Source organism: Actinomadura scrupuli (genome assembly GCF_050971785.1).
GTDB classification, from domain to species: Bacteria; Actinomycetota; Actinomycetes; order Streptosporangiales; family Streptosporangiaceae; genus Actinomadura_E; species Actinomadura_E scrupuli.
The window spans coordinates 166,932-192,225 of sequence record NZ_JBPCCU010000005.1; the positions used below are offsets into that span (position 1 = coordinate 166,932).

The window sequence follows — 25,294 nt, forward strand, 5'->3', positions numbered from 1 at the left end:
GACATGCGCATCACCCAGGGCACCTTCTCCTACCTCCCCGATCTCACCGACGACGAGATCAGCGCGCAGGTCGAGTACGCGATCGGCCACGGCTGGCCGTGCTCGGTGGAGTTCACCGACGACCCGCATCCCCGGAACTCCTACTGGGAGATGTGGGGCCTGCCGATGTTCGACCTGACCGACCCCGCCGGGGTGCTGTTCGAGGTCAACGAGTGCCGCCGCGCCTACCCGGACCACTACATCCGGGTGACCGCCTACGACGCGAGCTACGGCCGGCAGACGACCGCCCTGTCGTTCATCGTGCAGCGTCCCGCGGAGGAGCCGGGGTTCCGGCTGGACCGCGAGGAGATCGGCGACCGCCAGGTCCGCTACCGGATTCATCCGTACGCCCTGGACCGCCCCGAGGGCGCGAGGTACACCACGTGAGAGCCCTGTCCATCCGCCGCGCGTCCCGATCCCGCCGGGCCGCGCGAGCGGGCGACAGCCCGAGCCGACGGCGGGGGGCCCGGTGACCGATCGCACCGGGTTCGGAATGCGGCCGGCCGTGCCGACGGCCGGGCCGGACGGCTCCCCGGCGGGAGGTCCTCGCCCAGAGGTCGCCGGGGAGCCGGTTCGCCCGCTCGGCCATGACGACCGCGTCGACCTCGCCAAGGAGCGGGCCGACGCCCAGGCCGACGAGGTGCTGGACGCGCTCGACACCGAGCTCATCGGCCTCACCCCGGTGAAGACCCGCATCCGGGAGGTCGCCGCGCTGCTGCTGGTCGACCGGGTACGGGCCCGGTTCGGCATCGAGACGGCCCGGCCGAACCTGCACATGTGCTTCACCGGCAGCCCCGGCACCGGCAAGACCACGGTCGCGGTCCGGCTGGCCGCGCTGCTGCACCGGCTGGGCTACGTCCGCAAGGGCCATCTGGTCAGCGTCACCCGCGACGACCTGGTCGGGCAGTACGTCGGGCACACCGCGCCGAAGACCAAGGAGGTCCTCAAACGGGCGATGGGCGGCGTGCTGTTCATCGACGAGGCCTACTACCTCTACAAGGCCGAGAACGAGCGCGACTACGGCCAGGAGGCCATCGAGATCCTGCTCCAGGTGATGGAGAACCAGCGCGACGACCTGGTCGTGGTGCTGGCGGGCTACAAGGACCGGATGGACTCCTTCTTCGCCTCCAACCCCGGCATGAGCTCGCGGATCGCCCACCACATCGACTTCCCCGACTACACCGGGGACGAGCTGGAGGCGATCGGGCGCCTCATGCTGGACCGCGAGGGGTACGGGCTCGCGCCCGAGACCGAGCAGGTCTTCCGCGACTACCTGGACCGGCGCCGGGGGCAGCCCCGCTTCGCCAACGCCCGCTCGGTGCGCAACGCCATCGAACGGGCCCGGCTGCGGCACGCCAGCCGGCTGGTGACCGAGAGCGGAGAGGTGGGCATCACCGAGCTGACCACCCTCAACCCGGCCGACTTCCTCGCCAGCCGCGTCTTCGACGGAGACGGCCCGCCCTGAGGGGCGCGATCGTTCAGCGACCGCGCAGGCAGTGCATGAAGGCCGCCCACTCGCCACGGGTGAACTCCAGGACGGGGCCGGTGCCGTCGGCCTTGGTGTCGCGGACGCCGATGGTGCCGTCCGCCGCCGAGGCCACCTCAACGCAGGTGTCCTCTGGCTCGCTGCGACGTGCCTTGCGCCAGTTGGAATACTTCACTGTCACGGATCGGGTCCTGCCTGATCGAGAATCTGGTCAGCGAGCTCGCTCAGCAGCGTAAGGCTGCTCACCTCAGAGAGCGATGCCTCCCATACATACTCATATCTCCGCACATGCCGAGCCACCTTGTCCGGCTCGGTCTGAAAGACATCTGTATCGGTCGTGACGGCCGCGAGGGGCGGATCGGCAGGATTGAGAAACGTGTAGAGGGCGAGTTCTGACCTCGGTATCCGCGACGTGATCATGCCAGTGACCAGTGGGAATACCCGAACCGTGAACTTGGCTTCGGTCTCGGCCATCTTGATCACATGATGAAGCTGTCTGTGCATGATCTCTGGCGGCACGCTGAAGCGACGAACACCCACCTCATCGAGGATGAGTTCGTACACCGGCCCGTCCGGATGAAAGACCGCTCGTTGCCGCTGGAGTCGGGCCTGAGCCAAGCGCTCGGCGACGTAGTCGAACGGCCCTTCCGCCTTGGCGCGTTCGATGAGGGCCCAGGTGTACTCGGGAGTCTGGAGGAGACCCGGCATGACACCGGGCTTGTACTCTCGGATGGTCCTGGCGCCGGACTCGATGTCGGCGTAGATCCGCTGGCGGTCGCCCATGGCGTCGCCGTAGGAGTCCCACCAGCCGCGCTCGGCGGCGTCGCGGGCGATCCGTACGACCTCGTGCCACTTGTCGCCGGTGACCCCCAGCACGTCGAGGATCTTCATGACGTCGGCCAGGTCAGGGCGGATATGGGCGTTCTCCAGCTTGGAGATCTTCATGCGGGACTGGTGGATGAGCCTGGACACCTGGTCGGCGGTCAGGCCGCGCTCCTCGCGGAGCGCCCGCAGCTCGGTGGCGAGCCGACGGCGTCGTACGAAGGGGCTGGTCATCGGCGACCTCCCGGGGGCGTGCGGTCGAACCCACGCTGACACAGGCCGCTGCGACTACACAACGTATAAATCGAACACGCTACGGAATCGCCCGAGGTTGAACGTTCGCCGTCGGCGCGTGCCGGCCAGGGAGTCATCCGGCTCCGTCACCGCGTCCGCGTAGCGCGGCCCGGGTGAGTGCCCCAGCGCGCTGCCGGTGCGCTCGGCCGCGACGATCTCCGTGTCGACGAGCCGGCCGACCATGGCGGCCCCCAGTGGCCGATGTCGGGACACCTGCCTTCCAATCCACTGCCGCCGCGGTGGGGGAGATGTTTTCGCATTGCTTTGCTCTGACCACCCCCACGCTGCCGGCCCGCCAGGCGCCCCGAGTCCCCGTAAAGGTGGTCGCGGCAAGGTGGCTGGTGCGGTGTGGGGCCGCGTATTGGTGGTCACGGCAAAGCAAGGCGAACAGCATCGCCTCAAACGCCCGTGCTGTCCGGCTCCGCCTGGCCGCGGGAGCCTGGGGCGTGCCGGACTCCAACGGGGGCATTTTTCACCCCTCGGAGTTCTATCGGTGGACGGCCATTCCTGGCACGACCGTCAAGACCTGGCTCGACCAGGAGGCTCTGGACATTCTCCACCTCGTGGCCGACTTGCCGGCAGGCGAGGTCATGCGCTGCTTCCTACCCGTGTACGGCATCCGAGCGCACAGCATTGATCAGCTCCTTTTCGAGATCGCTTTCTGCTTTCAATGCCACTACGCGCTCGTCCTCCGGCCGGCTCCTCGCCAAGGGAGCGACGTGATCGGGTTCGACGCCGGGAGCCGCCGCGCCAAAGACCTCCTGGCCCGGTTTCGAGCCCTCTGACGGCGGCCGCTCACACACGCCGGACTCGCTTCACCGGCCGCTGTCGACCGGGATGACGGTGGTGGCCGTTATGGTCCGGGGCATGTCTGTTCGACCGACTGATTACTGGCGGCAATCTGTCGCCGAGGAAGCCCGGCAGATCGCCTCGGGCGAGCTCGACCCGGAATGCGCGTACATGGCCGAACTCTTCCCCGAACCCATGCTGAACAGCACGGACGAAGTACTGCTGCTGTTCGAGCGTGAGCTCACGAGCCTGACCAATTCCTCCGACGAGGACATCTTCGCGGTCATCGAGCGGGTGGTGCTGGCGCTCAACAAGGTCAACGACCAGCACGACGGTGCCGCGTATGAGACCGGCGAACGTGAACAGTTGTGTGAGTACCTCGAAGAATCGCTCATCGAGACCGGCATCGATATCGACGCACTGGCAGGGCGTCGAAGCCTCACCCGCCATGAGATCACGGACGAGTGGCGCCACTGGTGACAGGCGAACGAGGCATTCCTCCGGGGCTGCTCGGCTTCTCGCCATGTCGGGGTGACGGGGCCTTCCCCGTAATACCACCGGCCCCGTCAGGCTCCGGAGACCCGGTTCTCGCCAGTTTCTGGAGACCGAGACCCGTCAGTTCCCGGAGACCGAGGTCACGGCAAGCCGCGATGGATGCCTCTCGTTCTCCCTCCAGTGGAGGGAGACCTTCGCGCGTTGCTTTGCCCTGACCACCCCGACGCTGCCAACCGGCCAGGCGACCCGAGGCCGCGTATTGGTGGTCACGGCAAAGCGGCTGAGATGGCACAAGGCCGCGTACATGTGGTCACGGCAAAGGGGGTCGAGGTGATCTGATGGCGCGTGTGGGTGGTCACGGCAAAGCGGCTGAGGTGACACAAGGCCGCGTACGTGTGGTCACGGCAAAGGGGTCGAGGGCGTTCGGGGCCGTGCATGTGTAGTCACGGCAAAGGGGTTGAGGCGGTCCAGAGCCGCGTATAGGTGGTCATGGCAATGCAACGCGAACAGCACTGCCCCCTCCAACGCCCGAGCCGGAACCCCCGAGCCGGAACCCGAGCCGGAACCCGAGCCGGAAACGGATACATGTCGACCTGGTCGGGCCGTAACCCAGAAGCAGGCCGCACCGAGGAAGGTCGCTTGGCACTCGTGCCGCCGGCCATGCGGATACCTGGCGAACGTTCGGCGCGGCCACGTCACCGGGCGGAACAACCGTGCGCCGAGCGCGGATCGGAGGCGACGTTCCCGGCGCAGGCGTGCGAATCCCCGCACCGGCCGGATTTCGGCGCACAACCCCGTGCGGCACCGGGCACGCACTGTGACGATGAGACCGCCCTCCGCAGGTGGGTGAACCGACCGCTCCAGTGAGTCCGCTGCCAAAAGTCCCTTCTCCGCGAGGTGCCCGATGTTCTCTCTCCTCCCGAATGGCCCGGGCGACGACCCGGCCCTGTGCTGGCGGCGCACCTTCGCGGGCCGCGCAGACCAGGCGCCAGCCGTACGGCAACTCGTGGCCGCACTGCTGCACGGCTGCCCGTTCCTCGCGACGTGCTGCTGGCCGCCGACGAGCTGGTGGTCAACGCGCTGCGGCACACGCGGTCCGGTGCGCCCGGCGGATCGTTCGCCGTCGAGGTCCGCCGCTGGAGCGATCCCAAGGACGGGGAGCTGGTCGCGGTCGCGGTGTCCGACCAGGGCGGTTCCCGGGAGCCGGTCGTGGTGGCGGCCGACGAGCTGGCCGAATGCGGGCGTGGCCTGCGTACGGTCTCGCTCACCGCGCGCGGCTGGGGCTGGTTCGGCAACTCGGCGGGCCGCACCGTCGCCGCCGTCTTCGCCGAGCCCGAGCCCGAGCTCGCCCTGGCGGCCTGAGCTGCGCCGCCACCGAGCCGTACAGGCGGCCGGACGCCCGGTACGGTCGCTGACGACGACGACGGCGCTGCCGGACCTGCGGGTCCTGGCCGTACGGGCCCGAAGGCGCCACGGCCGCGTGGGCCATGGCGCCTTCGGCCTCGCCGGGACGTCACGCGGGGGCGGTGGTCTCCGTCGCCGGTGTTCTGGGGGCGGGCACGGCCTCGTCCCCAGCGGAACCCGTTTCGGAGCCCGTTTCGGAAGCCGCTTCCGCGGTCGCGGGCTCACCCGCGTCCGGTTCCGGCGGCGAGGCGGGTGCGGGCTCGGCCTTGACGAACGAGAAGGCCAGGAAGATCAGCCCGGCGAAGAGATAGCCGAGCGCGATCTGGCCGTTGGCGTTCCACTCGACCTTCACGCCGTGGATGAGGCCGATGAAGGACAGCGCCGCGCCGAGCAGGGCGTAGCCCGCGGCCCACAGGAACGACCGGTCGATGACGAACGCGACGATCGAGCCGAGCACCAGCCCGGCGAGCACCGCGCCGCCGCCGAGCAGCGCCGTGCCCTCGTAGACCGTCCCCGCCGCCGCGATGTCGTCGTAGCCGACCTTGACGGCGCTGGTGCCCGCCGCCGCCAGCGCGTTGTCCATGTAGCCCTGCGCCCAGGCGGCGATGTTGGGGATGATCGCCATCACGACCGCCACCGCGTGCGCCTTCGGCACCGCCTGGAACGCCTGCGCGCCGATGAGCAGCCCGATGTAGAGCAGGATCGGCACGATCGCCGGGGTCGGCAGCACCGCGCCCAGCAGCGAGAACATGCCCAGGAAGCAGAACAGTGCGATGACCACGCCGCTGGCCAGCGAGTAACTGGTCCGGCCGCCGGCCGACTTCCAGCCCGGGTGGCCGATGTAGACGGCGGGCGGGAAGGGCGAGCCCAGGGCCGAGCCGACCACCGCGCCGAGGCCGTCGGCGAGCAGCACCGAACGCAGGTTGTAGGAGTCGCCGGCCGCTGCGGCGCTCTCCACGTTGCTCATGCCCTCGGTGAAGTTGTAGATGCCCAGCGGGATGGCCGTGGCCAGCAGCGGCGAGACCTCCTTGAGCCCGTCGATCAGCCTGCCGAGGTTGAGGGTGGGCAGGCTGACCGCGACGTCCTCGGCGGCGGCCGTGACGTCGGCGGGGTGCATGTAGCCGCCGATCCAGCCGATCGCCGTGCCGACCAGCAGCGCTGCGAGACCGACCGGGATGTTGCCCGGCAGCTTCAGGTCGGTGAAGAAGCCGATCAGGATGATCGCCAGCACGGGGAGCGCGATCCAGGCCGCCTCCCACATCTGCGCGGCGGGCCGCATGGAGATGAACGCGATCGAGATGCCGGCGAGGGTGCCGAGCATGGCCGCGCGCGGGGTGAACCGCCTGATGTACGGGCCGACGAACGCGCCGATCAGCACGATGACGCCGATGATGAAGCACCAGGCCAGCCCCGCGGCCCACGCCTTCAACGGGTCCTTGGTCGCCAGGTAGGTGGGCAGCATGATGACGAAGGTGACGATGAACATGTGCGGCACGCTCGGGCCGTACGGCATCGCGCAGACGTCGAGGCGGTTCTCGCGGCGGGCCAGCCGCCGGGCCAGGTAGGTGTAGTAGACGTTGCCGATGAGCAGCTGGATGCCCATCGCGGGCAGGATGACGCCGAAGACGTCCGACCCGGGCAGGTGCACGACGCCCAGGCAGAGGCCGCTCAGGACCAGCACGTTGACCATCACGTTGAAGCCGAGGCCGAAGAAGGCGTTGGTGTCGCCTCCCACCCACCACGGTGGCTTGAGGGATCCGGAGGGTCCGGGGGCCGGAGTCTCGGGGGCGGACACGGTCATGTCGTTCAACTCCCTGCGAGCGTCTTGAGGTAGTTCTCCGAGGGGGCGACCCAGCCGAAGATCCCGCCCTGGGCCTTGATCATGTCGAGTCCGTACCGCTGGAACTCCGCGAAGTAGGAGCCCACGCAGTCGGACAGCACCAGGCACTCGTAGCCCCGGTCGTTGGCCTCGCGGACGGTGGTGTGCACGCACACCTCGGTGGTGACGCCGGTGACGACCAGGCTGGTGATGCCCTGGTCCCGCAACAGCTCGTGCAGCCCGGTCGCGTAGAACGAGCCCTTGCCGGGCTTGTCGACGACGAGTTCGCCCGGGGCCGGGGCGAGCTCGTCGCAGATGTCGTGGCCGTACTCGCCACGGATGAGGATGCGGCCCTTCGGTCCCGGGTCGCCGATGCGCAACGAGGGGGAACCGCGGTTGAGCTTGGCCGGCGGGCAGTCCGACAGGTCGGGCAGATGCCCCTCACGGGTGTGGATGACCGTCATCCCGGCGGACCGGGTGGCGGCCAGCACCTCCGCCAGCGGCGGGATCACCTTGCGCAGCATGGCCACGTCGTTGCCGAGGGTCTCCCCGAAGCCCCCGGGCTCGACGAAGTCGCGCTGCATGTCGATGACGATCAGCGCCGTGTGTTCGGGATCGAAGCCGTAGGCGTACGGCTCGGCTTCCACGTGCAGGGGGTCCGGCATGGTCGCTCCGTCCTCTCTCGCGAGGGATCCATGCCGTCGATTGTCGACAGAAGTGTGTCGGCCAGCGCTCCGGCCTGTTACGGGCGTGTAAGAGCCCCGGTGAGGTCAGGTGAGGTAGGTGCGCGCGCCGTGCGCGGCGAGCACGTTCAGCGCGGTCTCCGGGTCACCGGTCGCGATGGCCTCGAAGAGCCGCTGGTGCCGCAGGACGCCCTGGCCGGGGGTACGCACCTCGGCCTCCCGCCGGATGTTGGTGGCCATGTAGAGCTGGAGCTTCAGGATGACGGGCTCGTAGACGAGCATCAGCTGACGGTGCCCGGCCAGCGCCACGAGCTCGATGTGGAAGCGCCGGTGCGCGGCGTTCTCGGTCGGCAGGTCGCCGGTCAGCGCCGCCTTCCGCATGGTCTCGAGCGCCTGCGAGAGCAGGTCCAGCGACCGGTCGCCGGTCAGCGGCAGGGCCGTCTGGACGGCGTGCCGCTCCAGTACGTCCCGCAGGGTGAACAGCTCGTCCACGTCGCGGCGGGACAGCTCGGCGACCCGCACTCCGCGCCGGGGCAGATGCTCGACCAGCCCCTGCTGCCCGAGCAGCCGCAGCGCCTCCCGCACCGGCGCGCGGCTGATGCCGAAGCGCCGGGTCAGCTGCTCCTCGATCAGCCGCTCACCCGGGACGAGCGTGCCGCTGAGGATCTCGTCGCGCAGCCGCCGGACCGAGAGCTCGACCAGGCTCGAGGACTCCAGTGCCCCGTGGGGTTCCACCGGTTCGGACATCCGTCTCACCTCCCCGCAAGCCCCAGTGTCGGGTCAACTCTGTCAGAGGCCGCCCGGGTCTCCGCGCGGCACCCATGCCGGGCGCCCGTTCCGGCGGGCCGGTTCTGTGAACATGGCTATTCACAGATGTGCTCCCCGCCGCTAGTGTCGCCCCGGACGGCGTACGCGACCGTACGGTGCGCGGAGGGAGCGGGTGGGCATGCGGGAACGATCTCGCCGGCAGTTCTGCCGGGCGGCGATCCTGTCGGGCGGAGCCGTGCTGGCGGGCGGGCTCGGGACCGGCACGGCGGCGGCCGCGGACGCCGTGGTGACCCGGCAGGAGTGGCTGAGCCCCAGGCTGCTCGAGCTGACCGTCTCCTCGCCCTCCATGGGCAGGACGCTGACCAACCGGCTCCTGGTCCCGCCCGGCTGGTCGGCGACGGCGCGGCGGACCTGGCCGGTGCTCTACCTCATGCACGGCGGCAACGACGACTACACCTCGTGGACCCGGATGACCGACGTCGAGGCGCTCAGCGCCGGCTCCGACGTCCTGGTCGTCATGCCCGAGTGCGGGGGGTACGGCGGCTTCACCGACTGGTGGTACGGCGGCGCGGGCGGGGCCCCCGCCTGGGAGACCTATCACCTGACCGAGATACGGCGGCTGATGGAGCGGGAGTACCGGGGGAGCCGGGCGCGGGTGGTGGCCGGCCTGTCCGGCGGCGGCTACGGAGCGCTCATCTACTCCGCGCGCCACCCCGGCATGTTCCGGTTCGCCGCCTGCTACAGCCCGATGGCCGCCACCCTGCTGCCCGGCGAACCGGCGGGCATCATGGCGGGGCTCTCCCAGCACCACGTCAACCCCTTCGACATGTGGGGCAACCCGTGGCTGGAGCCCAACGTCTGGAAGGAGCACGACCCGATCACCCAGGCGCCGCGGCTGCGCGGGCTCCCGCTGTACGTCTCGTGCGGCCGGACGGGGATCCCCGGGCCGCTCGACCCCGCCGGCGCGAAGGTCGACTCCGCCGAGATCCTGGCCTGGTACACCACCAGGGCGTTCCTCCAGCGGCTCGGGGAGCTGCGGATCCCGGTCACCACCCATCTCTACGACCTGGGCACCCACTCGTGGCCCTACTGGCAGCAGGAGCTGCACACCACCTGGCCGCGGCTCATGCGGGCGCTGCAGGGCTAGCAGCCCCCGCTAGGACACCCTGGGCGTGGCGCGCGCACCGTGGTGCACGTAGGGGGTGCCGTCCGGGAGCGTGGCGAAGACCAGGCTGCTCCACTCCGGCTCGTGCGGGCGGCGGCCGACGAACGTGGTCTCGTCCACCGGCACGAGATCCATCTCCACCGGGTCGGCCAGGTCCGCGTACGGGGTCGAGTCCGTGATCCGCAGGTGCAGTGCGCCCGCGCGGACGGAGAAGGTCAGCCGGCCGCCGGTCCGCTCGTACACGCCGGCGAAACGTGCCACGTCCACCTGCGGCGGCTCCGCCGGGGGGCCGAGCGGCGCCGGCACCCGCACCCCGTACAGCTCCGCGAACAGCTCGGTGGCCACCGCACGCTGGAGGCCGGCCGAGGGGGCGTGGTCGGCGTTGCACAGCAGCGCCGCCACGGCGTTCAGCTCAGGGACGACCCACAGGATTGCCGACTGGCCGAGGGTGTTGCCCGGGTGCAGCAGGACCCGGTGGCCGTCCCACGACGTCAGCGCCCAGCCCGGCCCCCAGTGACCGCCATAGGTGTGCGGGTTGGGGACCTCGACCTCGGGCTCGCGCATCGCGGGGAAGTGGAAGGCGCCGCCGTCGAGGTGCTCGCGCCCGAACGTCACCAGATCGCCTGCCGAGGCGCAGATCAGGCTGGTGGGCCCGAAGGAGCGCATCATCCCCCACACCGGAGTGGTCCGTGGGCCGGCGCCCCCCGGGGAGCTGAGATGACCGGTGGCGGCCCGGAACCGCAGGACGTCCTCGGGCAGCGTCCAGGTGCGGGTCAGGCCCAGCGGCTCGATGATCTGCTCGCGCAGCGCGTCGTCCCAGATCTTGCCGGTCAGCCGCTCGACGACCCTGCCGAGGATGATGAACCCCGCGTTGCAGTACGCGTGCGTGGTGCCGGGCGGAGCGACCTGCGGCAGCTCGGCGCAGGCGGCGACGTACCGTTCGATGCAGTCGTCCCCGCGGCCGGTGTCCAGGAGCAGGTCGCCGTCGAGGCCGGAGGCGTGCGACAGCAGCTGGCGGACGGTGACGTTGCGGGAGGCGTCCGCGTCGGCCACCTTGAACTCCGGCAGCACCTCGGCGACCCGGGTGTCGAGACCGAGCCGGCCCTGCCCGGCCAGCAGCATCAGCTGCGTCGCGGTCCACACCTTGGTGACCGAGCCGATCTGGAACAGTGAGCCGGGGGTCGCCGCCACGCCGGTGCCGAGGTTGAGCACCCCGGCCGCGTACTCGTGGACCTCGCCCTCGTGCAGGAACGCCAGCGCCGCACCCGGCACTCGGAAACGGTGTATCAGGAGATTCAGCCGGTCGCGCCAGCCCCCGGGATCGCGTGTCGCCATGGGGGCACGCTACGTGCCCAATTCTGGACGTTCATTGGCGAATTACACTAAACCGCTCGCAGACGGCCCGGTGTCAGCGGGCGCCGAGGCCGAGAATACGGGCCACCGAGGTACGGATACCGGCCCGGATCGCCTCCGCGTCGTCGAGGTAACTGCCGACCGTCATGCCGTCGCGCAGCACCACCAGCAGGTCGGCGGTGGGCTCGGCGTCCGGGTGCCGGGCGTCGCTCAGCAGGCCGCGCAGCAGGTCGCGGAACCACCGCCGGTGCGCGGCGATGACCACGCGCACCGGGTGGCCGGGGTCGGCGTACTCCGCCGCGGCGTTGAGGAAGGCGCAGCCCCGGAAGCCGGGACCGCACCCCATGTCGCCGATGACCTCGAAGACGGTGAAGACCTTCTCCAGCGGGGGCCTGCCGCTCGCCGAGAGCCCCTGCGCGGCCGTGCGCTGGAGGTCGCTCTGCTCCACGAGGTAGGCGCAGACGAGCGCCTCCTTGGCGGGGAAGTGGTGGTAGAAGGTCGCCTTCGCCACCCCCGCCTCGGCGATGATCCGGTCGATGCCCACGGTGTGGATGCCCTCGGCATAGAACAACCGCGCCGCGGTGTCGAGGACACGGCGGCGGGCCGGGCTGCGGAGGGCGGTGGTCATGCCTTTGACAATACCAGACAGATCTGTCTATGCTCCCCTCAGTTGGACAGACAAGTCTGTCTGGTATCGAAGGAGCGGGCATGAGCACTCTGTACACCGCGATCGCGACCGCGGCCGGCCGGGACGGCAAGGCCGTCTCCTCCGACGGCAAGCTGGAGGTCACCCTGGCCCCGCCCAAGGAGCTCGGCGGAAACGGCGCCGGCACCAACCCCGAGCAGCTCTTCGCCGCCGGCTATGCCGCCTGCTTCGCCAGCGCCCTGAACCTCGTGGCGGGCCGGAAGAAGCTCGACGTCACCGATGCCTCGGTGACCGCCGAGGTCGGCCTGGGCCCGAACGGCGACGGCGGCTTCGTGCTGTCGGTCGTGCTGCGGGCCGAGCTGCCCGACCACATCTCCGCGGAGGACGGCGAGGCACTGCTCGAGGCCACCCACCACGTGTGCCCCTACTCCAACGCCACCCGCGGCAACATCCCCGTCACCCTCGTCCGCGAATGACCGTCGCCCCTGTGCGCGGCCCCGGGCGGGTGCCCGGGGGAAACCTCCGGAGGCACCGCCGCAGGTCATGGCGTCAGCGCGCCCATCCGGCTACGTTGGGTGGTCGTTCGTTTCCATGACGTGATGACCAGGAGGCTGGTGGATGACCACGATCTCGCGCTCACGGCTGCTGGGTGGCACCGTGGCCGGGCTGGCCGCGGCGGCGACCCTGCTCGTGACGGCCGGCCCGGCCTCGGCCTGCAGCTGTCTTCCCCGCTCGGTGTGCGAGCGGGTCGCGGCCTCTGACACGGTGTTCGTGGCCACCCCGGTGAGCAGGACGGTCGCGGGCGGCACCGCGACCTACACCGTCACCGTCACGAAGGTCTACAAGGGCACCGTGGCGCCCGTCGCCTTCGTCCGGACCCCGGCCGACAGCGCGGCCTGTGGAGAGAACTTCACGCTCCGGACGCCCTACGTCATCTTCGGCCACCGCACCTCGCGGTTCTCCGTCACCACGAACCTGTGCGACGGGGACGCCCCGCGAGCATCCTTCTCCGCGGCGGACATCCGGCAGATCATCAAGTGCGCCTCCGGTCCGCACGCGGCACCGGCGCCGGCCGGTCCCGGCACCCACGCCTGTCGCCGGGCCAAGGCCTGACACCACCGCCGCCGGGTGGCGCGACCACCGGACATGGGTTTTCGGACGGTGCTATTCGGGGTTGACGTCGGCGATTGCCGCAGGTCAACGGGATCTTGTCGGTCGAAACGCCTTGTAGCCGGACTCAACAGGACCTGATACTGCCGGAATGGGACTATTTGACAAGGTGCGCAAGGGCTTCAGCGAGATGACCGGGGGAGTCGACGGCGAACTCTTCCAGATCGGCCAGCCGGGTCGCGCAGTGATCGTCAACGTACAGATGAGCGGCACGACGGTCCAGATGGGCGGGGGCCTGGTCGAGCGGGTGTGCACCTTCGTCGTCGAGGTGACGTTGAACGACGTCCCTCCGTACCAGGCGCAGGTGCGCCAGCGCGTGCCGGAGATGTGGCTGGCGCAGATCCAGCCCGGCGCGACCGTGGTGACCGCTCGCGTGCACCCCCAGGACCGGATGCGGGTGGCGCTCGACTTCAACGCCCCGCCGCCGACCGTACGGCTCGCCGCGAACGGGGACCCGACCGGCAGCGCGGCCTGGCTGCTGGCCAACGGCACACCCGCCCGCGCGGTGATCGTGCAGAACCAGCCGCTGGGCATGACCAACCCCGATGGCGTGCCGATGCACGCGTTCGTGCTGACCATCAGCCCGCAGGAGGGCATGCCGTACCAGATCCAGGTCGGCAACCCGGTGCCGCCCGAGGCGCTGCCGCTGCTCTACCCCGGGTCGAAGGTGCCGGTGAAGGTGGCGCCCGGCAACCCCAACGCCGCCGTCATCGACTGGGCCGCGGCGCTCGGCGACTGAGTCCCGTCCCGCCTCATTTGCCGTGACCACCCTGACGCGGCCCACGCGCGGCTCGGCCGCGTACCGGTGGTCACGGCAAAGCACCGGGCAGCCGCGTGCCGGTGGTCACGGCAAATTGCTTTGCCAGAGTGCCGGGGCGGTTGCCTATCCTTGACAGGCAATGACGACTCCCTTCACTGACCTGCGGGCCCGCCTGCCCGAACTCATGCTGCGCGATCAGCATCGGCTGGGCCGCCGGCTCGACGGCGTACGCGGTCTCCGCGACCCGGCGGCCAAGCGGTCCGCCACCGCCGAGATCGCCGCCGAGGTCGAGGCCGCGGAGCTGCGCGTCGCGGGCCGGCGCGCCGCCATGCCCACGGTGACCTATCCCCAGGCGCTGCCGGTCAGCCAGAAGAAGGACGAGATCCTGGCCGCGATCCGCGACCACCAGGTCGTGATCGTGGCGGGGGAGACCGGCTCCGGCAAGACCACCCAGCTACCGAAGATCTGCCTGGAGCTGGGCCGCGGCGTGCTCGGGCAGATCGGGCACACCCAGCCCAGGCGGCTGGCGGCGCGTACGGTCGCGGACCGGATCGCCGAGGAGCTCAGCACCCCGCTGGGCGAGGCCGTCGGCTACAAGGTGCGCTTCACCGACAAGTCCGGCGACGACACGCTGGTCAAGCTGATGACCGACGGCATCCTGCTGGCGGAGATCCAGCAGGATCGGCAGCTCCTGCGCTACGACACGCTCATCATCGACGAGGCCCACGAACGCAGCCTCAACATCGACTTCATTCTCGGCTACGTCCGGCAGCTGCTGCCCAGGCGGCCCGACCTCAAAGTGATCATCACGTCGGCGACCATCGACCCGGAGCGGTTCTCCCGGCACTTCGCCGACGCGCCGATCGTCGAGGTCTCCGGGCGCACCTTCCCGGTGGAGGTCCGCTACCGGCCGCTGGTCCGCGACACCGGCGCGGAGGACGACGACGACGTCGAGGAGCGCGACCAGATCCAGGCGATCTGCGACGCCGTCGACGAGCTGGGTGCCGAGAGCCGGGGCGACATCCTGGTCTTCCTCAGCGGCGAGCGGGAGATCCGCGACACCGCGGACGCCCTGCAGAAACAGAACCTGCGCGGCACCGAGGTCCTGCCGCTGTACGCGCGGCTGTCGACGGCCGACCAGCACAAGGTCTTCCAGCAGCACTCCGGGCGCCGGGTGGTGCTGGCCACCAACGTCGCCGAGACCTCGCTGACCGTGCCCGGCATCAAGTACGTCATCGACCCCGGGACGGCCCGGATCTCGCGCTACAGCCACCGGACCAAGGTGCAGCGGCTGCCCATCGAGGCGGTCTCGCAGGCCTCGGCCAACCAGCGCAAGGGCCGCTGCGGGCGGGTGTCGGAGGGTATCTGCATCCGGCTCTACTCCGAGGAGGACTTCCTCGGCCGCCCGGAGTTCACCGACCCGGAGATCCTGCGCACCAACCTCGCCTCGGTCATCCTGCAGATGACCGCCGCGGGGCTGGGCGACGTCGCCGCGTTCCCCTTCATCGACCCGCCGGACCGCCGCAACATCAAGGACGGCGTCGACCTGCTGCACGAGCTGGGCGCGCTGGACACCGCCGAGCGCGAGCAGCGCGGTCCCCGGCAGGGCGCGGGAAGGACGCGGCTCACCCCGCTGGGACGGAAGCTCGCGCAGCTCCCCGTCGATCCCCGGCTGGCCCGCATGGTGCTGGAGGCCGACCGCAACGGCTGCGTACGCGAGGTCATGGTCATCGTGGCCGCGCTGTCCATCCAGGACCCGCGGGAACGCCCGGTGGACAAGCAGCAGGCCGCCGACGAGAAGCACGCGCGCTTCCGGGACCCAGGCTCGGACTTCCTGACCTACCTCAACCTCTGGGAGTACCTCCGCGAACAGCAGCAGGAGCTCTCCTCCGGCCAGTTCCGCCGCCAGTGCAAGGCGGAGTTCCTCAACTACCTGCGGATCCGCGAGTGGCAGGACATCAACAGCCAGCTCCGGCAGGTGGCCCGCAGCCTGAACATCACGCTCAACAGCACCCCCGCCGACCCGCAGAAGATCCACACCTCGCTGCTGGTCGGGCTGCTGTCCCACATCGGGCTGATGGAACCCGACAAGAAGCGGGAGTACACCGGCGCCCGGGGCACGCGGTTCGCCGTCTTCCCCGGGTCGGCGCTGTTCAAGAAGCCGCCCCGCTGGATCATGTCGGCAGAGCTGGTGGAGACCTCCCGGCTGTGGGCCCGGATCAACGCCCGGATCGAGCCGGAGTGGATCGAGCCGCTCGCCCAGCACCTGGTCAAGCGCGCCTACAGCGAACCGCACTGGGAGAAGAACCAGGGCGCGGTGATGGCGCTGGAGAAGGTGACGCTGTACGGCGTGCCGATCGTCGCCGCGCGCAAGGTCAACTACGGCCGCGTCGACCCGGAGCTGTCCCGGGAGCTGTTCATCCGGCACGCCCTGGTCGAGGGCGACTGGGAGACCCACCACGAGTTCTTCCACGACAACCGCAGGCTCCTGGAAGAGGTCGAGGAGCTCGAGCACCGGGCCCGCCGCCGCGACATCATGGTCGACGACGAGACCCTGTTCGACTTCTACGACCAGCGCATCCCCGCCGAGGTGGTCTCCGGGCGGCACTTCGACACCTGGTGGAAGAAGACCCGCCGGGAGCAGCCGGACCTGCTCGGCTTCGAGAAGTCGATGCTGATCAACGACTCCGCCGGGGACGTCAGCGAGCGCGACTTCCCGGACCGCTGGAAACAGGGCGAGCTGGTGCTCGACCTGACCTACCAGTTCGAGCCCGGAGCCGACGCCGACGGCGTCACCGTGCACATCCCGCTGCCGGTGCTCAACCAGGTGAGTCCGGACGGTTTCGACTGGCAGATCCCGGGTCTGCGCCAGGACCTGGTGACCGCGCTCATCAGGGCCCTGCCCAAGAACCTGCGGCGCAACTTCGTCCCGGCCCCCGACTGGGCCCGGGCCCTGCTGGCCCGGGTACGGCCGCGGACGGTGCCGCTGCTGGAGGCGCTGGAGGGTGAGCTGCGCCGGCTGACCGGGGTGACGGTGCCGCGCGAGAGCTGGCAGCTGGACCAGGTGCCCGACCACCTCAAGATCACCTTTCGGGTGCTGGGGCCGAAGAACCGCGTCCTGGCCGAGGACAAGGACCTCGCCGCGCTCAAGCGGCGGCTCGCACCACAGCAGCGCGCCACCCTGGTCAAGGCCACCGGCGATCTGGAGCGCGCGGGCCTGCGCACCTGGGACTTCGGCACGCTTCCGCAGACCGTCGCGCAGGGCCGGCTCAAGGGTTTCCCGGCCCTCGCGGACGAGGGCGGCAGCGTGGCGATCCGGATGTACGGCACCGAGGCCGAGCAGCGTCAGGCGATGTGGCTGGGCACCCGCAGGCTGGTGCTGCTCAACGCCCCCTCACCGGTCAAGCAGATCCAGGGACGCCTGACCAACCAGGCCAAACTGGCGCTCAGCCACAACCCGCACGGCGGCGTGGCCGGGCTCTTCGACGACTGCGTCGCCTGCGCCGCCGACAAGCTGATCGCCGAGAACGGCGGCCCGGTCTGGGACCAGGACGCCTTCGCCAAGCTGTACGACACCGTACGGGCCGAACTGCACGACACCACGGCCGTCATCCTCGGCCGGGTCGAGCGCATCCTCAAGACCTCGCACGCCATCGACCTGCGGTTGAAGAGCACCGCCAGCCCTTCGCTGGTCCCGGCGCTGACCGACATCCGCGCCCAGCTGTCGCGCCTGATCCATCCCGGTTTCGTCACCGCCACCGGCTGGCGGCGGCTGCCGGACCTGGTCCGCTATCTGACGGCCATCGAACGCCGGCTGGACAAGCTGCCCGACGACCCGCACCGTGACCGCGAACGGATGCTGCAGGTCCAGCAGTTGCAGACGGCCTACGAACAGCTCGGCGGCAAGGTGCGGCCGGGCGAGGCCCTGGAGCAGATCCGCTGGATGCTGGAGGAACTGCGGGTCAGCTACTTCGCCCAGGCGCTCGGCACCCCGTACCCGGTGTCCGACAAGCGCATCCTCAAGGCCATGGACCAGCTCCGCCCGTAACACCTTCGCCGCCCCGCCTGTGACCGGCGTACCTCACCGTGACGCGTCCTGATGAGGGCGATTTGCTGTGCTTCAGGTGACTAATAGTGATTTAAGGGTCTAAGGTGCTTCCCGATTCGGTAAAACGTGGGAGGCATCATGTCCGGGAGGCGCAGAGGCGGTCTCGTCCTCGCCGTGAGCGCCGCCGCGGCCCTGGTCGCGGGCGGCGCGGTCGCGGTCCAGCAGGTGACGTCGGACGACGGTGCCCCGGTCTCGGCCTCCACCTCGGTGCAGCCGAGCGAGCCCTCGGCGGCCTCCGACCCGGGCGGCGGCCCCACCCCCGCCGCCACCGTCCCCTCGCCCGCGCCGGCGGCGTCCTCGCGAGCCCCCGTTCCGCATCGGGTCGGGCCGTCGAAGCCCACGGCCAAGACCTCCGCGCCGGCCACGGGCAAGAAGAAGACGACGTCGGCCGCCACGGCGACCGGCGGGATGAGCGCGCTCGAACAGCGGGTCCTGGCGCTGACCAACACCGAGCGCGGCAAGCAGGGCTGCGCGCCCCTGCGCGGTGACTCCCGGCTGGCCAACGCCGCTCGCGCGCACTCCACCGACATGGCCGTGCACAAGTACTTCGACCACAACTCCCAGGACGGCACCTCGCCCTGGACCCGGATCAAGCGAGCCGGCTACACCCAGCCCGGCGCCGAGAACATCGCCATGGGCCAGCCCACCCCGGCGGCCGTCATGCAGAGCTGGATGAACAGCCCCGGCCACCGGGCCAACATCCTCAACTGCAAGCTGAAGGCCCTCGGCGTCGGCGTCCACACCGGCTCCGGTGGTCCCTGGTGGACCCAGGACTTCGGCTGGATCTGAGTCCCCTCCGGGTCTCGCGCGATCCCGCACCGCAGCGGCGGCGGGTTCCGGTGCCGGTGAGCGTCCTGCCGCCCGGGCGGGTGTGAGGTTCTCGACGAAGTCGCCGGGCACGATCCTGCGGCTGCCGTCGTAGCCGTCCCGGCCGTCCGGCCGTACGTTGCAGCGGAACGAAGGCCATCCGTTCACCCTGCCCGGGCCGGGACCGCGATGGTACGGGGGCGTACCTGACCAGCGAGATCCACTCGTTCGGAGGAGCGAACCTGATGAGATCAGCCCGAAGGCCGTTCTGCCTGCCGGCCGCGGCCATCCTGTCCAGCGCGGTCATCGGCGTCACCGCCGCCGGTATCACCCCTGCCGGCGCCGCGTCGCCCACCCGCGCGGCCGCCGCCACGCTCCGGCCCATCGTCTTCGTCCACGGGTTCTTCGGCTCCGGCAGCCAGTGGGAGACCCAGGCCAAACGCTTCGCCGGCAACGGCTACCCGGCGGACCGCATCGAGTCCCAGGAGTACGACTCGCTCTTTCTCAACAACACCTCGGACCAGGTCTTCACCCAGCTCGACCAGCGGATCGCCCGGTTGAAGGCCCGGACCGGCGCCGACCAGGTCGACCTGGTCGGGCATTCGCTCGGCACCACGATGTCGCAGGACTACCTGAAGAGCTCGGCGTCGCGGGCGGCGAACGTCGCCCACTACGTCAACATCGACGGCGCCACCGCCACCTCCCCGCCCGGCGGTGTGCCCACCCTGGCGATCTGGGGAGAGGGCGACCAGACCCGGTCCATCACCGGTGCCACCAACGTGTACTCGCCCAACGAGTCGCACGTGCAGACGACGTCCTCCGAGGCCACGTTCACGGCGGCCTACACGTTCCTCACCGGGAAGGCGCCGGCCACCACCGAGGTCGTCCCGCAGTTCGGGCAGATCCAGCTCGCCGGGCGCGCGGTGTCGTTTCCGAGCAACGTCGGCGTGCGCAACGGCCGGCTCGACGTGTACACGGTCGATTCGGCCACCGGCCGGCGGACCGGTGCCGCGCCGGTGGCCAGCCAACCGCTCTCCGGAGACGGCTCGTTCGGCCCGTTCCCGGCCAGCGGCACCGCCTCCTACGAGTTCGCCATCTCGCACAACGGCAGCCCCCAGGTCCACCATCAGTACTTCCAGCCGTTCCGCCGCACCGACCTGGGAATCCGGCTGCTCAGCACCGATCCCGGCACCGGGGTCGACCTGCTCATCGAGCACGACCGCCGGCACGTCGCCCTGTCGATCTACCGGAACAAGGAATGGTGGGGTGACCAGGGTGCGGGCAACGACACCCTGACCGTCAACGGCACCGGCATCCTCAACTCGACGATCACCCCGCGTGCCAAGCGGGCGATCGACATCATGGCGTTCGACGCCAGGTCCGATGGGGTCTCCCATGTGACGACGACACCGGGCCTGCTCGGCGGCCTGCCCTTCATCACCGGGGTCGACCTGTACGTCCCCGCCGGGCCGGACGGCACCGTCACGCTGGAGTCCCGGCAGCGGGGCGGCGACGGCGGGACGGCCCGGCTCGCGACACCCAACTGGCCGTCGGACACCCACGTCGTCACCGCGACGTTCGACGACTACTCCTAGCCCGGCCGCGCGCACCACTCCGGCCCGGGCACGACCCGCCACCCTCGTGCCCCGGCCGGGCGCCCTCGCCGGGGCACCCGGCGAGCACGCCCGTCGTGAGCACGCACGTCAATGGAAGTTGCGGGCCTTGACCTTGCCCGGCACCGGGAGGCGGCGAAGCCGGGTGGCGCGGACGTTGGTGACGTTGTCGGCCCGTTCCAGCCGGCCGGTGATGAGCAGGGCCTGGGCGTCCAGCGCGATGCCGCGGTGGCGCTCCCACACGACGGGCGGGCAGACCACGTTGATGATCCCGGTCTCGTCCTCCAGGCTGAGGAAGACGATGCCGCCCGCGGTGGGCGGCCGCTGCCGGTGGGTGACCAGCCCGGCGACGACCACGTTGGTCTCGCCCGGGATCTCCGCCAGCCCGGCCGCCGCCACGGTGCCGTACTCGTCGAGCAGCGGCCGGACATGCGCGACGGGATGGGTGCGCGAGATGCCGGTGGCCCACAGGTCCGCGAGGGTCTCCTCGATCACGGTCATGGCGGGCAGCGCGGGTGCGACCGTGCCGGGGACGATCCCGGGAAGCTGCCCGGGCCGGACACCGGCCAGCGCGCCGGCCGCCCACAGCGCGGACCGCCGGGACAGGCCGAAACAGTCGAACGCCCCGGCGGTGGCGAGCGCCTCGAAGGCGGCCGCGGGCAGGGGGACGCGGCGGGCCAGATCCTCCATGTCGCGGTAGGGACGGCCGGCGGCGATCGTCTCGGCGACGTCCGTGCCGAGGTTGCGGATGCCGGAGAGCCCGAGGCGGATGGCGGGTTGCGGCGTGGCCGGGGCATGCGGGTGCCGGGAGTCCACCGGCAGGTGCTCTTCGAGGACGGGCAGCACGCCGCTGGCGTTGAGGTCCACGCCCCGGACCGTGACGCCGTGCCGGCGGGCGTCGGCCACCAGCGACTGCGGGCTGTAGAAGCCCATCGGCTGGTTGCGGACCAGTGCCGCGGTGAAGGCGGCCGGATAGTGCCGCTTCAGCCAGGCGCTGACATAGACCAGATGCGCGAAGCTCTGCGCGTGCGACTCGGGGAACCCGAAGCTGGAGAACCCGAGGATCTTCTCGTAGGTCTCCTCGGCCACCTCCGGCGGGATGCCGTTGGCGGCCATGCCGTCGAGGAGACGCCGCCGCAACTGCTCGATCCGCTCGGGAGCGCGCTTGGAACTCATGGCCTGGCGCAGCTGGTCGGACTCGTCCGGGGTGAAGCCGGCACAGTCCACCGCCAGCTGCATCATCTGCTCCTGGAACAGCGGCACGCCCAGCGTCCGCTCCAGCGCGTTCCTCATCAGCGGATGCGGGATCGCCGGCTCCTCGAGGCCGGCGCGGCGGCGCAGATAGGGGTGGACCGAGCCGCCCTGGATCGGGCCCGGCCGGATCAGGGCCACCTCGACGACGAGGTCGTAGAAGTCGCGCGGACGCAGCCGGGGCAGGGTCGCCATCTGCGCCCGGGACTCGATCTGGAAGACCCCGACGGTGTCGGCGTCGCACATCATCTCGTAGACCTCGTCGTCGCCGGGCGGGATCGACTGCAGGTCGTAGCGCGTGCCGTGATGCTCGGCGACCAGGTCGAACGTGTCGTGCAGGGCCGCCAGCATGCCCAGCCCCAGCAGGTCGAACTTCACCAGGCCCGCGGTGGCGCAGTCGTCCTTGTCCCACTGCAGGACGCTGCGGTCGGCCTTGCGGGCCCACTCGACCGGGCACACCTCCCCGACCGGCCGGTCGCAGATCACCATCCCGCCGGAGTGGATGCCCAGATGCCGGGGCAGCCGTTGCATCCTGCCCGCCAGTTCGGTGACCGGCCGCGGGATGTCGACCTCGCTTCCCACCGGGTCACGGGGGTCGACCTGGCGGGACCAGGCGTCCTGCTGCCCGGGGGAGTAGCCCAGCGCCTTGGCGGAGTCCCGCACGGCCATCCGCGGCCGGTAGGAGATGACGTTGGCGACCTGGGCCGTACGGTCGCGTCCGTACTTGCGGTAGACGTACTGGATGGCCTCCTCGCGGCGGCGGTGCTCGATGTCCAGGTCGATGTCCGGTGGCCCGTCCCGCCCGGGGGACAGGAACCGCTCGAAGAGCAGCCGATGGCGGACGGCGTCGACCCCGGTGATGCCGAGCGCGTAGCAGACCGCCGAGTTGGCCGCCGAGCCGCGCCCCTGGCACAGGATGTTCGCGTCCTCGCAGAAGGCCACGATGTCGTGCACGATCAGGAAGTAGCCGGGAAAACCGAGCTGCTCGATGATGTCCAGCTCCCGGGCGATCTGCGCGTACGCCCCCGGGGTCCGCTCGGCGTCCGGCGGGCCGTACCTCCGCAGTGCCCCCTCCAAGGTGAGCTTCCGCAGCAGGCCGGCCTCGGTGTGGCCCTCGGGCACCGGCCAGTCCGGCAGCCTGGGCGCCACGACCTCGAAGCCGAAGCGGCAGTCCCGGCCCAGCTCGACGGTCCGCTCTCGTACGCCGGGGAAGCGGGCCAGCCGGGCCGCCATCTCCGGACCGGACCGCAGGTGGGCGGTGCCGGTGGCGGGCAGCCAGCCGACCATCTCGTCCAGGCTGCGCCGGGAGCGCACCGAGGCCAGCGCCTGCGCCAGCCGGGCCGGCGCACCGGGGGCGGCGTAGTGCACGTTGTTGGACGCGACCACGCCCACCCCGGCCCGTCCGGCCAGCTCGAAGAGCCGGTCGTTGCGGGCGTCGTCGCCCGGCAGGCCATGGTCGATCAGCTCGACGTGGACGTTGTCACGGCCGAAGAGCCCGATGAGCCGCCGCAGCTCGGCGTCCGGGTCGCCGCCGTCCAGCGCCGCCGGCACCAGGCCCTTGCGGCAGCCGGTCAGGATCGCCCAGTGCCCGTCGTGCGCACCGGCCAGCGCCTCCAGGTCGTAGACCGGACGGCCCTTCTCCCCGCCGTTCAGCTGGGCGGTGGTGATCGCCGAGCACAGCCGGCCGTAGCCCGCCGCGTCCCGGGCCAGCACCAGCAGATGCCGGCCGTACGGGTCGGGCTCGCCGGTCTGCGGGCGGGGCAGCTCCAGGCTGAGCTCGGCACCGTAGATCGTGCCGATCCCGGCCTCCTTCGCCGCCCGGTGGAACTGGACCGCGCCGTACATCCCGTCGTGGTCGGTGATGGCCAGCGTCTCGATCCCCAGCCGTACGGCCTCGTCCACCAGCTCCTCGGGATGGCTCGCGCCGTCGAGGAAACTGAAGGAGGAGTGGCAGTGCAGCTCGGCCCACGGTGTGCCGTGCTCCCGTGGCGGCCGCCGGTCGACGCCCGGCCGCTCCGGAACGGGCGCGGCGGCCGGCTCCGGTCCGGCCGGGACACCGGCCGCCTCCCCGGGGCCCCGGCCCTTCCACGAGAGCCGGCGCTCGAACTCCCGCCACGGGATCGGCCGGTTATCCCAGCCCATCGCCGTCTCCCGCCCGGTCGGCGCCTGCTCCCGCCCGGTCGGCGCCTGCCCGCCGGGGAGCGCACCGCGGCCCGGACCCGCCGGTATGGAGCAGCCGGTCAGTCATAGACGGCCTCCGCGAACCAGTGGCCGCCCTCGACCATGAGCAGATAGGCGCGGTCGTCGCCGGTGACGACCTGGAAACGGGCCCGGCGGCGGGTGTGCTCGGGATCCCACCAGCGTTCGCTCGCCGGCCACGGCCCGGTCCAGGCGGTGACGGCCTCCGCGGGCCGGCCGGCGACGGCGACCCGCGCGGGCGGCCCGGACACCGCGCACCGGGCGCTGACGCTCACCACGGCACCGGCCGCGTCGGTGACGCTCGCCGGCAGCGGGGCGGGCGGTACGGCTGCGGGCGCGGGTGCGGGGACCCGGCCCGGCCAGGGCCCATCGGCGGCTTGACCGGGCGGGACGTCGCCGACGGGCACCCGCATGACCTGTTCGCCCGGCCCGCGGGCACCGGTCAGCACCGGACGGGTGATCGCCTGATGGCCGAGCATCGCCTGGATCCGGTCGGCCGCGCGGGCGATCCGGTCGGTCACGTCGGTCTGGCCCCACAGGGCCTCCTGGCGGCCCTCGTCGGGAACCAGCTGATCCGGGACCAGGGCGAGCGCGCAGACCCCGCCCTCGGCGCCGAGCTCCGGGGCCGGCCCCCCGGCCGCGTCCGGCGAGGTCTCGGGTCGCCAGGCCGACAGCTGCCAGCGGACCCGCTCGGTGACGGCGAGCGCGGACAGCCGCCCGTCGTGCCGCCACAGCCGCTCCTGGACCCGGCCGTCGGTGAAGGTGACCTCGACGGCGAGCCGGACGCAGGTCAGCCCCGCACCCGCCAGGCCCTCGTGCAGCCGGTCGGCGAGCCGTTTGGCCGCGAACACGACCTGGTCGGCCCGGGCGGCGGGCGGGTCGAACTCGACCTGCGCGGACAGGTCGGCGGTCGCCGTCCGCGGCGCGACCGCCCGGGGCTCCAGCCCGCAGGCCAGCCGGTGCGCCAGCGCCCCGTCGGCGCCGAACCGCCCGGCGACGTGCCCGGCGGGCAACGCGGCGAACTCTCCCAGCGTCCGGATGCCCAGGCGCACCAGCAGGTCGGTGAGTTCCGGGCGCTCCAGCACCGTCAGCGGATGAGCGGCGAGGAACTCCGCCGATCCGCCCGGCGGCACGACGACCCCGCCCTGCGCCGTGCGGGCGGCCAGGCCGGCGGCGAACAGCCCGTCGGCGATGCCCACCCCACCGTCGTGACCGGACTCCACGACGGCGTCCTGAACGAGAATGCGCAGCGCCTCCTCGCCACCGTGGAACCGGGCCGGCCCCCGCGCGGCGATGGCGCACACCCCCGGTCGTACGACCTCGACCCGCGGGGTGAGCGAGGCGACGGCCGCCGCGACCCCCTCGAACAACCGGCCCTCCGCACCGAGGTCACGCTCCCGGACCACCAGGACGGGACAGCGACGCTGCGCGTCCCGCAGCCGCTGACCCCGCTGCACGCCCGCCGCCCGCGCCGCCGCCGAGCAGGCCGCGACCCGCTCCTTCTCCAGCACGATCCCCGGGGTCGCCGCGTCGATCCCCGCCGCCGTCACCGGCCAGTCCGGACACCACAGGACCAGAGTTCTATCGGTGCTCATGGCCTCGCTCCGCTCAGTCCAGTCACCG

General features: G+C 71.2%; 21 protein-coding genes. 12 read left to right on the forward strand and 9 right to left on the reverse strand.

What is annotated here, in order from left to right; all coding sequences use genetic code 11:
- The first annotated feature begins 3 nt into the window (after positions 1-3).
- On the forward strand, positions 4-426 hold the full coding sequence (locus ACRYCC_RS23370; RefSeq protein WP_433815309.1) for a ribulose bisphosphate carboxylase small subunit: 423 nt from the start codon (positions 4-6) through the stop codon (positions 424-426).
- 82 nt (positions 427-508) lie between these two features.
- Complete coding sequence (cbbX, locus tag ACRYCC_RS23375) at positions 509-1,504, forward strand: CbbX protein (protein ID WP_433815310.1); 996 nt, start codon at positions 509-511, stop codon at positions 1,502-1,504.
- Between the two features lie 13 nt (positions 1,505-1,517).
- Here the strand turns inward: cbbX and ACRYCC_RS23380 are convergent, their stop codons facing one another.
- Both ACRYCC_RS23380 and ACRYCC_RS23385 read right to left on the reverse strand, forming a co-directional pair.
- On the reverse strand, positions 1,518-1,706 hold the full coding sequence (locus tag ACRYCC_RS23380) for a DUF397 domain-containing protein (RefSeq protein ID WP_433815312.1): 189 nt from the start codon (positions 1,704-1,706) through the stop codon (positions 1,518-1,520).
- A complete protein-coding gene (locus ACRYCC_RS23385) occupies positions 1,703-2,581 on the reverse strand; it encodes a helix-turn-helix domain-containing protein (protein ID WP_433815314.1) in 879 nt (292 codons plus the stop codon). Before ACRYCC_RS23385 ends, ACRYCC_RS23380 begins: the two co-directional genes overlap by 4 nt.
- Before the next feature lie 506 nt (positions 2,582-3,087).
- Between ACRYCC_RS23385 and ACRYCC_RS23390 the strand changes: the two genes are divergently transcribed.
- From ACRYCC_RS23390 to ACRYCC_RS23400, 3 genes are all read left to right on the forward strand, one after another.
- The gene (locus ACRYCC_RS23390; protein ID WP_433815316.1) at positions 3,088-3,426 is read left to right on the forward strand and encodes a hypothetical protein; all 339 of its coding nucleotides are present in this window, start codon (positions 3,088-3,090) and stop codon (positions 3,424-3,426) included.
- A gap of 82 nt (positions 3,427-3,508) precedes the next feature.
- Positions 3,509-3,910: a hypothetical protein gene (locus tag ACRYCC_RS23395; RefSeq protein WP_433815318.1), complete on the forward strand. Its 402-nt coding sequence runs from the start codon at positions 3,509-3,511 to the stop codon at positions 3,908-3,910.
- A 1,059-nt stretch (positions 3,911-4,969) separates the two neighbouring features.
- Positions 4,970-5,287, forward strand: a complete 318-nt coding sequence (locus tag ACRYCC_RS23400; protein ID WP_433815320.1) for an ATP-binding protein — start codon at positions 4,970-4,972, stop codon at positions 5,285-5,287.
- A gap of 151 nt (positions 5,288-5,438) precedes the next feature.
- On the opposite strand, the gene ACRYCC_RS23405 is transcribed toward ACRYCC_RS23400, so the two are convergent.
- The 3 genes from ACRYCC_RS23405 to ACRYCC_RS23415 all read right to left on the reverse strand — a co-directional run bounded on the left by ACRYCC_RS23405 (position 5,439) and on the right by ACRYCC_RS23415 (position 8,578).
- The gene (locus ACRYCC_RS23405) at positions 5,439-7,130 is read right to left on the reverse strand and encodes a permease family protein (protein ID WP_433815322.1); all 1,692 of its coding nucleotides are present in this window, start codon (positions 7,128-7,130) and stop codon (positions 5,439-5,441) included.
- A 5-nt stretch (positions 7,131-7,135) separates the two neighbouring features.
- Positions 7,136-7,813: a cysteine hydrolase family protein gene (locus tag ACRYCC_RS23410; RefSeq protein WP_433815323.1), complete on the reverse strand. Its 678-nt coding sequence runs from the start codon at positions 7,811-7,813 to the stop codon at positions 7,136-7,138.
- A gap of 105 nt (positions 7,814-7,918) precedes the next feature.
- Positions 7,919-8,578 (reverse strand): GntR family transcriptional regulator, encoded by a 660-nt coding sequence (locus tag ACRYCC_RS23415; RefSeq protein ID WP_433815325.1) that lies wholly within the window; start codon positions 8,576-8,578, stop codon positions 7,919-7,921.
- A 199-nt stretch (positions 8,579-8,777) separates the two neighbouring features.
- Between ACRYCC_RS23415 and ACRYCC_RS23420 the strand changes: the two genes are divergently transcribed.
- Positions 8,778-9,746, forward strand: a complete 969-nt coding sequence (locus ACRYCC_RS23420) for an alpha/beta hydrolase (RefSeq protein WP_433815327.1) — start codon at positions 8,778-8,780, stop codon at positions 9,744-9,746.
- A 9-nt stretch (positions 9,747-9,755) separates the two neighbouring features.
- On the opposite strand, the gene ACRYCC_RS23425 is transcribed toward ACRYCC_RS23420, so the two are convergent.
- Entirely contained in the window at positions 9,756-11,099 is a 1,344-nt protein-coding gene (locus ACRYCC_RS23425; RefSeq protein WP_433815329.1) for a serine hydrolase domain-containing protein, read from the reverse strand.
- Positions 11,100-11,172: 73 nt separating this feature from the next.
- Complete coding sequence (locus tag ACRYCC_RS23430; protein WP_433815331.1) at positions 11,173-11,745, reverse strand: TetR/AcrR family transcriptional regulator; 573 nt, start codon at positions 11,743-11,745, stop codon at positions 11,173-11,175.
- Positions 11,746-11,825: 80 nt separating this feature from the next.
- Between ACRYCC_RS23430 and ACRYCC_RS23435 the strand changes: the two genes are divergently transcribed.
- The 6 genes from ACRYCC_RS23435 (at position 11,826) to ACRYCC_RS23460 (ending at position 20,203) form a co-directional block, all read left to right on the forward strand.
- Positions 11,826-12,239, forward strand: a complete 414-nt coding sequence (locus tag ACRYCC_RS23435) for an organic hydroperoxide resistance protein (protein ID WP_433815333.1) — start codon at positions 11,826-11,828, stop codon at positions 12,237-12,239.
- A 142-nt stretch (positions 12,240-12,381) separates the two neighbouring features.
- On the forward strand, positions 12,382-12,876 hold the full coding sequence (locus ACRYCC_RS23440; protein ID WP_433815335.1) for a hypothetical protein: 495 nt from the start codon (positions 12,382-12,384) through the stop codon (positions 12,874-12,876).
- Positions 12,877-13,024: 148 nt separating this feature from the next.
- Positions 13,025-13,672 carry a hypothetical protein gene (locus tag ACRYCC_RS23445; RefSeq protein WP_433815336.1) on the forward strand — a complete coding sequence of 216 codons (648 nt, stop codon included), beginning with the start codon at positions 13,025-13,027 and terminating at the stop codon, positions 13,670-13,672.
- A 160-nt stretch (positions 13,673-13,832) separates the two neighbouring features.
- Positions 13,833-17,741, forward strand: coding sequence for an ATP-dependent RNA helicase HrpA (gene hrpA / locus ACRYCC_RS23450; protein ID WP_433815338.1), 3,909 nt, complete (start codon positions 13,833-13,835; stop codon positions 17,739-17,741).
- 138 nt (positions 17,742-17,879) lie between these two features.
- Positions 17,880-18,590, forward strand: coding sequence for a CAP domain-containing protein (locus tag ACRYCC_RS23455; protein WP_433815340.1), 711 nt, complete (start codon positions 17,880-17,882; stop codon positions 18,588-18,590).
- A gap of 263 nt (positions 18,591-18,853) precedes the next feature.
- Complete coding sequence (locus ACRYCC_RS23460; RefSeq protein WP_433815342.1) at positions 18,854-20,203, forward strand: lipase/acyltransferase domain-containing protein; 1,350 nt, start codon at positions 18,854-18,856, stop codon at positions 20,201-20,203.
- 108 nt (positions 20,204-20,311) lie between these two features.
- Here the strand turns inward: ACRYCC_RS23460 and ACRYCC_RS23465 are convergent, their stop codons facing one another.
- Entirely contained in the window at positions 20,312-23,614 is a 3,303-nt protein-coding gene (locus ACRYCC_RS23465) for an error-prone DNA polymerase (protein ID WP_433815343.1), read from the reverse strand.
- A gap of 98 nt (positions 23,615-23,712) precedes the next feature.
- The gene (locus ACRYCC_RS23470) at positions 23,713-25,266 is read right to left on the reverse strand and encodes a DNA polymerase Y family protein (protein ID WP_433815344.1); all 1,554 of its coding nucleotides are present in this window, start codon (positions 25,264-25,266) and stop codon (positions 23,713-23,715) included.
- Positions 25,267-25,294: the final 28 nt, after the last annotated feature.